We start from the raw sequence: 14,850 nt of genomic DNA, 5'->3' as shown, positions 1-14,850 counted from the left end.
TTTAACATTTTTACAATATAATTTTTTAACTTTACAGTAAATTTCTATTAATTTTTTATCAAATACCACAATTATGATAAATGTATGTATTGCGGATAACTTTCCGGTTGTACACTTTGGAATGAAGGCTTATTTTAAGGACCATCCTGAAATAAGTATCGTTTCCAACGTAGGAAATTTTTTTATGGTTCCCGATGCTTTAAGAAATAAAGAAATTGACGTCTTAATCATCGATTTAGAACTTGAAGGACTCAAAAGTATTTACGAACTCAAGTCAATCATCAGAAATTTTCCAAAAACTAAAGTTGTCGTCTTCAGTAGTTTGTCTGAACACATTTATGCCCCTAATGCTATTAAAGCAGGTTGTGCGGGATATGTTCATAAGACATCAAAGCTTGAGAATTTAGGTGTTACCATTGTCAAGGTCAGCCAAGGACAAATCATCCTAAATGAAGAAATCAAGAGAAACTTAGCGTTAATTGCCAAGCAAAACAAATCAGAGCGTTTGTACAGAAAACTTTCAAACAGAGAGATTGAAGTATTGCGTTTCTTAAGCGATGGTAAAAAAAACAACGAAATTGCCAAAATTTTAACGCTTAATGAGAAAACCATTAGTACCTACAAACTTCGTTTATTGACGAAGCTAAATGTAACCAATTTGGTTGATCTTGTAAATAAAGCGAAGACTCTGGAAATCGTTTAAAACTAAAGACCCGCTAATCGCGGGTTTTTTTATATATAGGTCGACCGTATTCTTCCAATTTTATTGGTCAAACTAACCTTAAGTTTGTTGTAATCATTTATAGTGGCCAAAATTTCTGCCGAATCAGCTTCTTCTTCATGGTTAAAAGAATTAATCAAATCCAATATCAACTTATTGATTAGATATTCGCGAAGTGAAATAATGGTTTCGGAAACATATTGACTTACATTTTGTGTTTTGCTCTTGACGTAAATGTGTTTGGTTTCCCAATTGTGAAGTACTTCTTTCTCTTCATTCATTAATATATCGGTAACCATTTGAGCATGTTCCGGTGTCAATTGCATTAAGTAATGTTCTATGTTGAATTCTTCGTTTTGGTTGTAGTAATTGATTAAATCCGAATAAATTTCCTTAAATACAGGATTAGCTAATTCAACTTCATCCTCTTGTAAGCTCAGGTAAATTCTCTGGAACACTTTAAACGAATTGGTTTCTTTTTCCTCTACCATTTCACCTTCCTCATTGGCTTTCAGAATAAAATCATCGAAATCAGCTTCATGTGTCCCATATAGCAACAACATCTCAATTATCTTTCGCTCTAAATCATAAACAATATTAATTTTTTCTTGAGCAATTTGCGGTTCGTTTTTTACGACTTCAAAAGCTGTTTGTTCCTGTTTGAGCTTTTTGCTGGCATCCGAAATATCTTTTTGCACCATTTGTGCCAAGGTATTTAGCAATACTTGCTCTGAAATATCCATGATACGAGCCGTTTCTTGGATGTAGATTTCTCTTTTGATTCGGTCTGGAATTTTAGATATACTTACGACCATATCGCGAATCAAATCGGCTTTCTTTATTGGATCATTGTGGGCTTCATTCATCAAAAGCGACGCTTTAAACTGAATAAAATCTTTGGCGTTGTTCTCTAAATAGTTCACCAAATCTTCATACGAATTCTTTCGGGCAAAACTATCCGGATCATCTCCGTCAGGGAATGTACATACTTTTACATTCATGCCTTCTTCCAAAATCAAATCGATTCCGCGGACAGAAGCGCGTAAGCCGGCAGCATCACCGTCAAAAAGCACCGTAATGTTTTTGGTTAAGCGATTAATTAATCGAATTTGGTCAGGCGTCAAAGCCGTTCCCGAAGACGCAACCACATTTTCAATTCCGGCTTGATGCAACTGAATCACATCGGTATAGCCTTCCACTAAATAACAATTGTTTTGCTTTGCTATGGCTTGTTTGGCATGAAAAATTCCATACAAAATTTTACTCTTGTGGTAAAGATCGCTTTCGGGTGAATTGAGGTATTTGGCCGCTTTTTTATCATTGGTTAAAATCCTTCCACCGAAACCTAAGTTTCTTCCGGACAAACTTTGAATTGGAAACATTACTCTTCCTTTGAAACGGTCGAAATGTTTTCCATCTTCTCTAGTGATGGTTAATCCGACTTTTTCTAAGAATTCTAATTGGTACCCTTTGGCTAAAGCTTCTTTGGTAAAGGCATCCCAAGATTCAGGCGAATAACCTAAACCAAATTTGGCAATGGTTTCATTGGTAAAACCTCTTTCTTTAAAATAAGACAACCCAATTGCTTTGCCTTCTTCGGTATTTAAAAGCGTTTCGTGGAAATAGGATTTAGCAAACTCGGAAACTAAATACAAGCTTTCTTTTTCATTGGCCTCCATTTTATCTTCTTGAGAGACTTCAGTTTCTTCAATTTCGATATTGTATTTTTTAGCCAAAAAACGAATAGCTTCCGGATAAGTGAAATGCTCATGTTCCATCAGAAAAGTCACAACACTTCCTCCTTTTCCCGAACTAAAATCTTTCCAGATTTGCTTTACCGGTGACACCATAAACGACGGTGAGCGCTCATCTGAAAACGGACTCAAGCCTTTGTAATTACTTCCGGCACGTTTGAGTTGGACAAAATCACCGATGACTTCTTCCACACGAGCGGTTTCAAATACTTTATCTATGGTTTCGCGGGTAATCAAAATAGATTGTTAGATTGTTAGAAATTTTAAAAAGAAATCAAAGAGGGTAAATTTACACATTCAGAATTTAAAATTTAAAATTTAAAATAAAAAAAGATGCTTCATTGCTGAAACATCTTTTCGAAGTATAAACTAACCTAACAAATTTTTTAATTGAAGTCGAAACGAACCCCTAATGAAATATTATTTTGCTTAATAGCATTGTCTTTAAACAAAGGATTCAAGTCGTATTTCAAATAAATACTGGTTTCTTTGTATCCAATGTAAGTACTCACACCGTAGATGAAATCATTTGCATTAAAATCACCTTTTTCTTTGATGTTAAAGTCATTACCATCTAATTCGTATTTTGTTTTTTGTTTGGATTTTACTCTAATTCCAGCGTAACCACCAATTCCGAAACGAACACTCTCATGGGTTCTGAATATTTTCTTTCCGTCTTTATCTTTTGATTTGGTAAAATCAAATTCTAGGTGCATCGGCACGGTTAGATAAACATTTCTAAAACGCGAATCTTTTAAATTCACCGAACTGGTTTCCAAATTGGTTTGATTTCCATTCACCACAAACAGGCGATTGTCTGTTGGGCGCAAATTATTGTACATTACAGACATCCCATATTTTAAGTGCAACAAGTTATCATTTTTAAACAATCTGGTGTTTGAAGTAAAACCCCATTCGTAGAAATGCGAACCCCAATATCTGAAGTCTGAATTAGCCACACTACCATCAGTCACTAAATTATTTACTCCGGCTGCAAAAACAAACTGCGAAGTGGTTCTTCTTTCGCCTCTGTTTTTTCGGATAGAATCATGTTTGGTGTCAATTTTATAACGAATGCCATAAACATAACTGTATTTATCTTTGATTTTTCCGGCTACTTTTTGGTTGACCAACTCTTTTAATTCTTCTTGCGCTTGACCCACTCTGGTTTCGATATTTTTTGAGCGAATTTCAGCAAATTGCAATTTCTTAGCGTCCGCTTGTTCTTTGTTAATGGTACCGGCTTCGAGGTCTTTATTTACCGATTCGATTTCTGCTTTTAAAGCGGCTTTTTCCTCTTTGGTAATGCTTTCAATTTTATCGGCAATTGCTCTTGCCTTTGATTCAAAAGATTCTTGCGCCGATAATTTACTTGCCATTAGGCATAATAACAGCGCTACATAAATAGTAAAATTTTTCATGATGATTGTGATTTAAAATTGATTAATGATGGTTTAAATTTCAATGGCAATTTCAATTTCAAAAATCAATAGCAATGTTAAACATTGAAAATTGAAATTGTTATTGTTATTATTCGTTATTTCTGTTGGCCAAAGCCACTTTAACTTCTTGGTAATTTTTATTAATTTTTTGGAGCATTTTTTCTCTAAAGGTATACTCTACTTCACCATCAACTTGAGAAAGTAAACTTTTGGCATCCACTTTTAGAGAAGTTTTTTTGCTGGCAGATTCTTTAGCAGATTTGTCTAAGCCGGCTAACAAACTTTCGTCTGATTTTGAGGTATTTTGCTTTCCAACTACAATTTGCGTTTGCTCCATAATTCTTGGCATGTCTTTTTGAGCTACATCGGATGAGTTTTGAAATACAATTTCCTTGTCTTTGATGATTTGATTTTGATGGGTTGTTGATTGATTACTGATTGAAACTCTTTGATGATTAATTGTTGGTTGTTGGTTGTTGGTTGTTGGTTGAACTTCCGAAGTGACTAAAGCTTTATTTTGCTTTTGGCTCTCAACTATTGGTAATTGAACATTTTCTATTTTACTTTGAGTTGTATCGATTTTAGTTTCTGTTGCGACTACTGTATTTGTAGTGTTAATTTCTGTTCCATTTTGATTGAACAAAAACAAACCAAGTGTTACGAAAACCAAAATACTGGCAGCTATAAACAAAAAGCCAAAAGGTTTTCTTGTTTTTTTTTCTTCGGCAACCGAAAGCATCGCATCCAATCGGTCCCAAGCTTGGGCTGATGGCTGAATCTCTCTGGCATTCAACTTTTCTCTGAATTGTTTTTCTATTTTATTCGGTTCCATTGTGGTAATTTTTTGATTTGGTAATTTGTTCCTGCAACATTTTTCGAGCGTGTGATAATTGTGATTTTGAAGTGCCTTCACTGATGCCTAACATAGTTGCGATTTCTTGATGCTTGAAACCTTCAATCGCATATAAGTTGAAAATCATTTTGTAGCCATCAGGCAAACTGTCAATCAAAAACTGAATGTCTTCTACTGAAAACTGGCTTTCTATATTGTTATGCCTTTCTTCAAAATAATTCTCGTCTTCAATGAACTTTACTTTCTTTTGAACTCTGATAAAAGAAATACATTCGTTAATCATTATTCTTCTGATCCAACCTTCGAAACTGCCTTTGTGCTCAAAATTTTTCAGATTGGTAAACACTTTCATAAAAGCGGTAATCATGATGTCTTCTGCCTGATGTACATCTTTAATATACTGACGGCAAACACTCAACATTTTCGGGGCATATTTGGAATAAATCTGATGCTGAGCGTGGCGATTATTTTCGACAGCCAGTTCGATTAATTCTTTTTCCTCTTTATGTAAGTTGATTACTTTCAAAACTATTGCTTAGTGTTTCTATTGGCATAGACGAGAGTCGTCGAAAAATGGTTGCATGAGGATACGAAAAAAATTCAATTTTAAAATAAGAAAATAGATAAACTCAATAAAATCAATGCTTTACAGCGTAAAATATTTTAAAAAAAATTATTTTTTTCTTTCGATAACGTAATTTACCATGAGCGAAAGTGCCTCTCGGTATTCTGATTGGGGAAAATTTTGAAGGATTTGAAGCGCTTCGTCTTGGAATTGCATCATTTTTTGCTCGGCATACTGCAAGCCGTTTTTATCTTTTACGAATTGGATGACTTCCTTAACACGTTTTTTGTCTTTGTTATGATTTTTAATCGAATTGATGCACCAACTTTTTTCTTTATCGGTACAATTGTTTAAGGCATGTATCAACGGCAAAGTCATTTTTTGTTCTTTGATATCGATTCCGGTTGGTTTACCAATAGCGTCATCGGTATAATCGAATAAATCGTCTTTAATTTGGAAAGCCATTCCGATGAGTTCACCGAATTTTCGCATCGCTTCTACCTGAATTTCATCTTCAGAAACCGATTTGGCACCAAGCGCACAACAAGACGCAATTAAAGTTGCCGTTTTTTTACGGATGATTTCGTAGTAGACGTCTTCGACTATATCTAATCGACGGGCTTTTTCTATTTGAAGCAATTCGCCTTCACTCATTTCGCGTACGGCAACAGAAATTATTCGAAGTAAATCGAAATCGCCATGGTCTATGGAAAGCAATAATCCTTTCGATAATAAATAATCGCCAACCAAAACGGCAATTTTGTTTTTCCACAATGCATTGATGGAGAAAAATCCGCGGCGGCGATTGCTGTCATCTACCACGTCATCGTGAACCAAAGTTGCGGTATGAATTAATTCAATTACCGAAGCACCACGATACGTTCTTTCGTTGACTTCGTCTTTCTCGGAAAGCATTTTAGCTACCAGAAAAACAAACATAGGACGCATTTGCTTTCCTTTTCGATTGACTATATAATAAGTAATTCTGTTTAAAAGCGCTACTTTTGAAGTCATTGATTCATAGAACTTTTTCTCAAAAAGTTCCATTTCGTCTTGGATAGGCTTTTTTATTTGCGAAGTAATATTCATTAAAATAACAACCGAGTTCCATCGGGCATTCAAAGATACAATAATGGAACCGTTTGAAAAAAATATTTACCTTTGATTAAACCATTTATAGATTTTTCATTCCAACACTTGAACCAAAAAAATTAAAAGATATGAAAATTAAAAACCTTGTATTAGGAGTAACATTATCAATGTTTATCCTAAGCTGTAGTAAAGATGATAGCAATAGTTCATCATCGGATTTAAGTGAAGCTCAAGTAAGTGCCAAAATAGACATGGTAACCGAAGATGTTGCCAAAATTGCTGAAGATCAATATGCCCTTCAAGCCAATCCCGGCGCAGGAAAAAATGACCTTGAAACTCAAGCTCTTCCTCCATGTGCAACTGTTACAATCCAATTGACAGCAACTTCATGGACCAGAACTGTTGTTTTTGACAACTGTACTTTACCAAACGGTAATGTTTTAGACGGAACTATCATTGTAAGTGGTAGCTTAAATTTTGACACGCCGTCGCATACAATCAGTTATAGTTTTGTTGATTTTCACCACAATGACATCTTGATTGAAGGCAACAGAACCATCACTAGAAGTCTGCAAAGCACAGCTACATTAACTGCTGTTCATCCTATTGCTAATATGACCATTGATATGACGGTGACTTTCCCTAACGGAAATGTTTACCATAGAGAAGGCAACAGAGTAAGAGAAATGATTGAAGGTTTTGGCACACCAATGATTTGGGCCGATAACGTATTTTCAATTTCAGGAAGTTGGACTACTACTTTCCCAGCCGGAACCAGAACTTCAACCATCACAACACCATTAAGAGTGGAAGCCAGCTGTCCGCATATTGTTAGCGGAGTGGTCAATATTGTTGGAACCAACAATACTGCAACTTTAGACTACGGAAACGGAGATTGTGACAACCAAGCTACTTTGACCGTTAACGGAACAACTACTACGATTACCCTAGGAAATTAATTTTATTTGAACTTAGTTATAGAAAGAAAAAGCTCCCGAGTTCGGGAGCTTTTTTTATGATTTATTAGCCAATTGTCCACAAGCGGCATCGATATCTTTTCCGCGGCTGCGACGCACTTTAGCTACAATGTCGTATTTGCTCAAAGCTTTGATGTAATTGTCAATCGCTTCGTCTGAAGCTTGTTGGAATTCCCCATCATCAATTGGATTGTATTCAATTAGATTGACTTTGCAAGGCACATATTTACAGAATTTAACCAACGCATCAATTGAAGCTTTATCGTCGTTAATCCCTTTCCAAACCACATATTCATAAGTGACTTTGCTTTTGGTTTTTTGGTACCAATATTGCAAAGCTTCTTTCAATTCGGGCAACTGAAAATTCTTGGTAAATGGCATTATATGATTTCTGGTTTCTTCTATTGCGGAATGCAATGACACAGCCAATTTGAATTTCACTTCATCATCGGCCATTTTTTTAATCATTTTAGAAACACCCGAAGTGGAAACCGTAATTCTTTTTGGCGACATCCCTAACCCTTCTTCAGAAGTAATCATATCAATGGCTTTCATCACATTGTTATAATTCATCAACGGTTCGCCCATACCCATAAAAACTATATTAGAAAGCGGTCGATTGTAATACAAACGACTTTCCCGATCAATCGCTACTACTTGGTCATAAATTTCACCGGGTTCCAAATTTCGCATTCTTTTTAAACGCGCTGTCGCACAAAAATTACAATCCAAACTACAACCTACTTGACTGGAAACACAAGCTGTCGTTCTTGTATCTGTGGGAATCAAAACACTTTCAACGATTAAACCGTCATGCAAACGCACGGCATTTTTGACTGTTCCGTCTTCGCTACGTTGCATGGTATCGACTTTAATATGGTTTATCACAAAGTTGTTTTCCAGCATCGCACGGGTTTCTTTGGAGACATTGGTCATGTCTTCAAAACTATGTGAGGCTTTACTCCATAACCATTCATAGACTTGATTGCCACGAAACGCTTTGTCACCATTGGCCACAAAAAAATCACGTAATTGTGCTTTGGTCAAACTTCGGATGTCTTTTTTCTCGATTTCCATGGCGCAAATTTAGGGTATTTTGGTTAGTTGTTAATTTGTATTTTTGTAAAAAATAAAGTCATGCATTTCCTTTCCGACGAATTAGACCACTATGTAACGCAACATTCCCAAAACGAACCGGAATTGTTGGCACAATTGAACAAAGAAACTTACCAAAAAATTTTACAACCCCGAATGTTAAGCGGTCATTTTCAAGGGCGAGTATTGAGTATGCTATCCAAAATTATTCATCCAATCAATATCCTGGAAATTGGTACTTACACCGGTTATGCCACTTTATGTTTGGCCGAAGGTTTAGCTGAAGCCGGAACAATTGATACCATAGATATTGAAGAAGAATTAGTTGATTTTCAACGAAAATATTTTGACAAGAGTCCATGGTCAAATCAAATTACGCAACATCTTGGCGATGCTTTGGAAATCATTCCGACTTTAAATAAAAAATACGATTTGGTTTTTATTGATGCCGATAAGGAAAACTATATCAATTATTTTCACCTTGTTGTTCCAATGATGAACAAAGGTGGTATCATCCTTTCGGATAACGTTTTGTGGAGTGGCAAAGTTTTAGAAGAAGTAAAACCGAATGATCTTACGACCAAAATCCTATTGGAATACAATGAACTCTTGAAAAATGATAATCGAGTAGAGACAGTTTTGTTACCTATACGAGATGGCTTGACCGTTTCGAGAGTGAAATAAAAATTTTGAATTACGAATTCTTAATTACGAATTTTGCATATAGTTTATAACAACCTAAACCTGCAATAGCTCCGAAAATATAGCCAGTTAATACATCTGTTGGGAAGTGTAAACCGAGATAAATTCTACTGTAAGCAAAAATTAAAGGAAATAAAAACAGCCAATAAGCGTGTTTGTAATATCGTTTCAAAATCAGGAATCCAAAAACCGTACTAGCCATTGAATTGGTTGCATGTCCTGAGAAAAAGCTGAAGGAGCTACTGGTTTTTACCAATCTGATTATATTTTTAATCTCTTGGTCATTACAGGGTCGCAAACGCTCAAAAGAATATTTGAAAAGATTTACCGTTTGGTCACAAATCAAAATCATGACTGCAGTAAAAAGGACATAATAGCCAAAATTTTTCCAGCCGATTTTCTTTTGCAAAAAATAAAAAATCAATAAAAAAATAGGAGTCCAATAAACTTGTTTAGTAATAATTAACCACAAACCGTCGAATCTTTCTGAACCTAAGCTGTTCAGGTATACCAACAATTGTTTGTCTAGGTCGATTATTTTTTCGAGCATTAAAATTGGCGTTTTATCGGACCGGTTAACGAATCTATATCTTCAACGGCTTTGTTGACTTCCGGTACAATATTTTCAGAGACATTGTTTTTTACCTTTTCTACTTCTTCAGTGAAGGTTGAAGTCAGCCCTTTTACGGATTCATTGATTTCTTTCACATCGGCACTTTTCTGAATTTCAGTTTTAATCTCATTGGTAGCATTTTTGACTTGCGCCATTATTTTGCCCAAAGTTCGAGCGATTTCCGGTACTTTATCGGAACCGAAAAGCATTAAAGCTATGAAAACGATAAAAATTAATTCGCCAAAACCAAATCCGAACATATATTAAAACTTCTTAATTGTGAGGTTGCAAAGTTACAAACTTAAGTTAATCAAATTTTGATTTTTCAACTGTTTTTGGCCAAGAATTATTGGCTGTATCAATATCTGCCGTTTCTTGCTTAGGATCGACTACAATTTTAGCAATGGCTTTTTTAGTCGCAAAAGTTCTGATGACCTCTTTGTCATTCATTCTCCATATTTGAGCCGGAAAATAGTGGTTTTCAATGGTGCCGTCTTCAAAAGTAATTTCAACGATAATCGGCATTACCAATCCACCAGGTTTGTCAAAAGTCACTTGGTAAAAATACTTAGGCTCGTTTAATTTGGCTTTCTCTTCAGCTGTAAATTGTTTGTTTACATAATCGTCTAAAGCTTGAAAATCTTGAATTTTAAATGGCTTATTCAGTTCTGATTTGAAATCCTCACTTCCTTCAGCTATCATATAAACCATGGCGCCATTTCTTGAGTCACGACGACGTCTTGTTTTTAAAAATTCACTCACTTCTTTTGAAGGGTCATTGCTTACATAATATTTCTTTACCTCCTTAATACCTATATCCGTATAATCAGTAGTGTAAAACCAACCTCGCCAAAACCAATCTAAATCGACTGCCGAAGCATCTTCCATGGTTCTGAAAAAATCTTCTGGTGTAGGGTGTTTAAACTTCCATCTATTTGCATAAGTTTTGAAAGCATAATCAAATAAATCATGACCCATAATGGTTTCTCGTAAAATATTTAAAGCTGTTGCCGGTTTTCCATAGGCGTTATTTCCAAATTGTCGAATACTTTCAGAATTGGTCATAATCGGTTCCAAACCGGATTGGTCACCACTCATATAAGGAATGATGTTTTTGGCAGGACCGCGACGGGTTGGAAAATTAGGGTCAAATGTTTTTTCGGCTAAATATTCCATGAAAGAATTGAGTCCTTCATCCATCCATGTCCATTGGCGCTCATCGGAATTGATAATCATTGGAAAGAAATTGTGGCCTACTTCGTGACAAATTACGCCTAACATGCCATACTTTGTCTGATCGGAATATTTCCCGTTTTCATCCGGACGACCATAATTCCAACAAATCATTGGGTATTCCATACCTTGATCTCTGGCATTGATAGAAACTGCTTTTGGATAAGGATAATCAAAAGTATAATACGAATAACTTTTTAAAGTATGCGCCACAATTCGGGTGGAATATTCACCCCAAAGCGGATTGCCTTCTTTTGGATACAAAGAAATCGCCATGGAAGTGGTGCTTCCGGTTTTAACCGCCATCGCATCGTAAATGAATTTTCTAGAAGTTGAAATCCCAAAATCACGAACATTTTCAGCTTTGAATTTCCATGTTTTTTTCTTGTCTGAAAACCCTTTTTCCGCGGCTTCGGCTTCAGCTTGAGTAACTACTACAACTGGTTTGTCGAATGATTTTTCAGCTGCTGCATATCTTTTTAATTGTTCCGCGGTAAATACTTCGCTTCTATTCATTAATGAACCCGTAGCTTCCATAATATGATCGGCCGGCACTGTTATGTTCACTTCATAATTTCCAAAAGTCAACGCAAACTCTCCCGAACCCCAAAATTGCATGTTTTGCCAACCTTCGACATCGCTATAAACGGCCATTCTTGGGTAGAACTGTGCTAAAACATAGAGGTTGTTGCCGTCTTTTTCAAAGTGCTCGTAACCCGAACGGCCACCGTCAATAGTGTAATTATTAATATTATACCACCATTTGATAGAGAAAGTAATTTTTTCTTTGTGCTTTAAGAGTTTAGGCAACTCTATACGCATCATAGTTTGGTTAATGGTATAATTCATTGGCTTTCCTTGAGCATCTTTCACATACTCAATTCTAAATCCGCCATCAAAATCTTCTTCCAAATATTTACGAGAAAAGGCTTGTGCTGAAATTGCAGGATCGGTTTTTTTATTTTCTACCAAAGGCGAATTAGAGTTTCTGGCTTTTTCGTTCTGGTCTAATTGAACCCATAAATAATCTAAAGATTCTTTAGCATTATTGGTGTAGGTGATGGTTTCTGAACCATACAATTTTTGGTTTTTATCATCCAATTCGACATCAATCTTGTAATCCGCTTGTTGTTGATAGTATTCAGGTCCCGGCGCACCAGATGCTGTACGATACATATTAGGCGTTGCCATCAAGTCGTACATCTGCTTGAATTTATCAGGATTTCTTTCCTCTGATTTGGTATTTTTTGGAGTTTCTTGTGCTTGGGTCAAACCCATAAACAACACTAACAAAAATGATAAAACCTTTGTTTTACGATTCATAGCCTTTCTTTTAAGGTTATAAATGTATAGAAATTTATTTTATAGTATAAAGGCGAAAATTATTTTAACATTCCTTTAGTGATTGCTGAAGACAATAAAAGGTTTTGTTTCTTACCGTTATTATTAAATTGAATAATATTTTGTTGCTCGGAATGCACTTCGGTTAGTATAGAATTTTCAACCTCGAGCGATGCAACTTTAGACACTTCTTTGATGCTTAAATAACAAATCACCACATTGCTCTCGACTTCGTTACTTAAATAATTGAAGGCTTTAGATTTTCCGTTTATGGAAAGTTTGAAGTTTTCTGCAAGGTATTTTTTTAGTAAAACAACGTCTTCCGGTGTTTCTTTTTCGGTGCCGATGTTGGTGCTTTTTTTATAAGCTTTGGTAACAGCGTCATTCAAGTCATCCATAAAAATCCTGGTGGTGATTTCAACCCTTTTTTTCTGTGGCACAAAATCAATTTGGTAAATCGACACATAAAATCGATGTGAATCCGCCGAAGTTAGTCCGACAAAAATCAATGACAAAACGAATAGTCTCAGCAATTTTTTCAGGTTCATCTTATTCTTTCTCCGGTTTTAGTAAGGCGAGATAATTGGTCGCCAATTCACTCATTCTGAACTTGGACATCTCTTTATCTTTGGCATTTATCAATTCCATTACTTTTGGATCTTCTACTATATAAAACAAAAACCCTTTAACGTTCTCTTCCGGGATTTTTAATTTTTCGATAAAATAGTTGGTTTCGAATTGATTTTCAATTTTGGTCATTAACAGTTCTTTTTTCTCCACTTCGAGTTCTTTCTTCAACATAGCCGCTCTTCCGTTAATTGAGTTGATTAAACCATCGAAACTCATTCCGCCCAACGGAATTAATAACGGACTATACCAATGGAATTCCTCCGCAGCCGCTAACCTTCTCTCTGCCGGAGTATATTTTTTGGCGGGTTTGTCTAAAATTCCCAGTGAAACCGCATTAATATCTTTGTACTCTTTAATTTCCACTTCTTCTAAGGCTATTACTTTAGGAATAAGTGTAGTAGCCAAAAGCTTTTTAGCTAAATCAGCTTCCTGAATTACAATGTCTTTGGTTTCTATCTGCAAACTTTTAAATCGAAGTGTGTCACCTACTTTCACAAACATCGAATAATCACCGGTTTCATTGGTCGTGGTTGACGATTCGGAGCGGAGATTGAAAACATTTATTTGGTTGAGTTCTTTAATGGCACAAACCACTTTACCTTTGAGAAAAACCAATTCAGTGGATTGTGAAAACCCGATGTTTTGGATAAATAAAAGTAAAATTGGTAGCAGAACCTTCATTTTGATTGCTTTTTAATACTGCTCAAAAATAGTAACTATTTATCTTTAACCTTCAATAGATTAAAGTATTTTTAGGTCAGTTAATGTAAAGTATTTACTATTTCACATTGGGTATTCTATAAAATTTAAATTGAACTTACTAAACCAACTAATAACATTAATGCTTTAGATATGGTAAAAATATCTCAGAGCTCTCCTAAATAAATGCCAAAGTCTTGGTAATTATTTGTTAAATAAAATCAGTAAAAACATTACTTTTGAGATTTGATAGTAAGTGCAGAACTGCGAATGGCAGTCGGATAAAATGAATTAAAAAATGAAAAAACTAATTATTGCCAGTACATCAACGGTACACGGAGGAAGTTATCTAGATTATTTGTTGCCTGCTTTGGAAAATCATTTCAAAGACTGTAATGAAATTCTTTTCATACCATACGCACGTCCGGGTGGAATTTCTCATGATGATTATACCGCTAATGTTGGTCTGGCTTTCGCCAAAATTAATAAAGCGATAAAAGGTTTGCATGAATTTGAGAATTCTACAGAAGCTATTCAAAAAGCACAAGGTATTTTTACCGGTGGCGGCAATACTTTTTTATTGGTTACCCAATTGTATCAAAATAACGTCATGGAAATTTTAGCTGAAACATTGAAAAAAGGCACACCTTATTTAGGTACAAGCGCCGGAAGCAATATTACCGGATTGACGATGCAAACCACTAATGACATGCCGATTATTTATCCACCGAGTTTTAAAACTTTGGGGCTGATTCCTTTTAATTTAAATCCGCATTATTTAGATCCGGATATGAATAGCAAGCACATGGGCGAAACCCGTGAAACGAGAATTAAAGAATTTCATGCGTTCAACACAACTCCGGTTTTAGGATTGCGTGAAGGAAGTTGGCTGGAAGTTGCCGGCGAAAAGATAATTTTAAAAGGAAGTTTAACCGCAAGATTGTTTCAACAAAATCAAACTCCGGAAGAATTGGCTCCGGAAACTGATTTGGCTTATTTAGAAATGTAAAATTTAACCTTGATATTATTATAACGTTAATTAGAGGTTTAAATTTAAGAGCGGAAGACGAGGCTTCCCGATGGAACGGGATAAACTTCTCGCCTAATTGCATAAAAAAACCCCTAACGTTAAT

15 protein-coding genes are annotated in these 14,850 nt (G+C 35.4%); 4 read left to right on the top strand and 11 right to left on the bottom strand.

The window, feature by feature from the left end:
- Positions 1 to 73: 73 nt before the first annotated feature.
- Positions 74 to 703 (top strand): response regulator transcription factor, encoded by a 630-nt coding sequence (locus ICG50_RS04410; protein WP_187659709.1) that lies wholly within the window; start codon positions 74 to 76, stop codon positions 701 to 703.
- A 29-nt stretch (positions 704 to 732) separates the two neighbouring features.
- Here ICG50_RS04410 and dnaG read toward each other — a convergent pair whose 3' ends face one another.
- From dnaG to ICG50_RS04385, 5 genes are all read right to left on the bottom strand, one after another.
- Positions 733 to 2,712: a DNA primase gene (gene dnaG, locus ICG50_RS04405; protein WP_187659708.1), complete on the bottom strand. Its 1,980-nt coding sequence runs from the start codon at positions 2,710 to 2,712 to the stop codon at positions 733 to 735.
- A gap of 149 nt (positions 2,713 to 2,861) precedes the next feature.
- Entirely contained in the window at positions 2,862 to 3,896 is a 1,035-nt protein-coding gene (locus tag ICG50_RS04400; protein ID WP_187659707.1) for a hypothetical protein, read from the bottom strand.
- Positions 3,897 to 4,005: 109 nt separating this feature from the next.
- Positions 4,006 to 4,749, bottom strand: a complete 744-nt coding sequence (locus ICG50_RS04395) for a hypothetical protein (RefSeq protein ID WP_187659706.1) — start codon at positions 4,747 to 4,749, stop codon at positions 4,006 to 4,008.
- Positions 4,736 to 5,296, bottom strand: a complete 561-nt coding sequence (locus ICG50_RS04390; protein ID WP_187659705.1) for an RNA polymerase sigma factor — start codon at positions 5,294 to 5,296, stop codon at positions 4,736 to 4,738. Before ICG50_RS04390 ends, ICG50_RS04395 begins: the two co-directional genes overlap by 14 nt.
- 147 nt (positions 5,297 to 5,443) lie before the next feature.
- The gene (locus ICG50_RS04385) at positions 5,444 to 6,424 is read right to left on the bottom strand and encodes a polyprenyl synthetase family protein (protein ID WP_187659704.1); all 981 of its coding nucleotides are present in this window, start codon (positions 6,422 to 6,424) and stop codon (positions 5,444 to 5,446) included.
- Positions 6,425 to 6,555: 131 nt separating this feature from the next.
- Here ICG50_RS04385 and ICG50_RS04380 point away from each other — a divergent pair, with 131 nt between their 5' ends.
- Complete coding sequence (locus ICG50_RS04380; RefSeq protein WP_187659703.1) at positions 6,556 to 7,386, top strand: hypothetical protein; 831 nt, start codon at positions 6,556 to 6,558, stop codon at positions 7,384 to 7,386.
- Positions 7,387 to 7,440: 54 nt separating this feature from the next.
- Here the strand turns inward: ICG50_RS04380 and rlmN are convergent, their stop codons facing one another.
- Positions 7,441 to 8,481 carry a dual-specificity RNA methyltransferase RlmN gene (gene rlmN / locus ICG50_RS04375; RefSeq protein ID WP_187659702.1) on the bottom strand — a complete coding sequence of 347 codons (1,041 nt, stop codon included), beginning with the start codon at positions 8,479 to 8,481 and terminating at the stop codon, positions 7,441 to 7,443.
- A 60-nt stretch (positions 8,482 to 8,541) separates the two neighbouring features.
- On the opposite strand from rlmN, the gene ICG50_RS04370 reads away from it, so the two are divergent.
- Positions 8,542 to 9,183 (top strand): O-methyltransferase, encoded by a 642-nt coding sequence (locus tag ICG50_RS04370; RefSeq protein ID WP_187659701.1) that lies wholly within the window; start codon positions 8,542 to 8,544, stop codon positions 9,181 to 9,183.
- Positions 9,184 to 9,193: 10 nt separating this feature from the next.
- Here the strand turns inward: ICG50_RS04370 and ICG50_RS04365 are convergent, their stop codons facing one another.
- Genes ICG50_RS04365 through ICG50_RS04345 form a run of 5 tightly spaced genes read right to left on the bottom strand, consistent with a single transcriptional unit; the run spans position 9,194 to position 13,699 of the window.
- Positions 9,194 to 9,751: a phosphatase PAP2 family protein gene (locus tag ICG50_RS04365; protein WP_187659700.1), complete on the bottom strand. Its 558-nt coding sequence runs from the start codon at positions 9,749 to 9,751 to the stop codon at positions 9,194 to 9,196.
- On the bottom strand, positions 9,751 to 10,074 hold the full coding sequence (locus ICG50_RS04360; protein WP_187659699.1) for a Sec-independent protein translocase subunit TatA/TatB: 324 nt from the start codon (positions 10,072 to 10,074) through the stop codon (positions 9,751 to 9,753). Before ICG50_RS04360 ends, ICG50_RS04365 begins: the two co-directional genes overlap by 1 nt.
- 46 nt (positions 10,075 to 10,120) lie before the next feature.
- Positions 10,121 to 12,370, bottom strand: coding sequence for a M1 family metallopeptidase (locus tag ICG50_RS04355; protein ID WP_187659698.1), 2,250 nt, complete (start codon positions 12,368 to 12,370; stop codon positions 10,121 to 10,123).
- Between the two features lie 59 nt (positions 12,371 to 12,429).
- Positions 12,430 to 12,936 carry a DUF6702 family protein gene (locus ICG50_RS04350; RefSeq protein ID WP_187659697.1) on the bottom strand — a complete coding sequence of 169 codons (507 nt, stop codon included), beginning with the start codon at positions 12,934 to 12,936 and terminating at the stop codon, positions 12,430 to 12,432.
- A 1-nt stretch (position 12,937) separates the two neighbouring features.
- The gene (locus tag ICG50_RS04345) at positions 12,938 to 13,699 is read right to left on the bottom strand and encodes a hypothetical protein (protein WP_187659696.1); all 762 of its coding nucleotides are present in this window, start codon (positions 13,697 to 13,699) and stop codon (positions 12,938 to 12,940) included.
- 316 nt (positions 13,700 to 14,015) lie between these two features.
- Here ICG50_RS04345 and pepE point away from each other — a divergent pair, with 316 nt between their 5' ends.
- Positions 14,016 to 14,726 carry a dipeptidase PepE gene (gene pepE / locus ICG50_RS04340; protein WP_187659695.1) on the top strand — a complete coding sequence of 237 codons (711 nt, stop codon included), beginning with the start codon at positions 14,016 to 14,018 and terminating at the stop codon, positions 14,724 to 14,726.
- Positions 14,727 to 14,850 lie beyond the last annotated feature (124 nt).

This window comes from Flavobacterium buctense (assembly GCF_014486695.1).
GTDB classification, from domain to species: domain Bacteria; phylum Bacteroidota; class Bacteroidia; order Flavobacteriales; family Flavobacteriaceae; genus Flavobacterium; species Flavobacterium buctense.
This window is presented reverse-complemented; position numbering and strand designations above follow the sequence as displayed.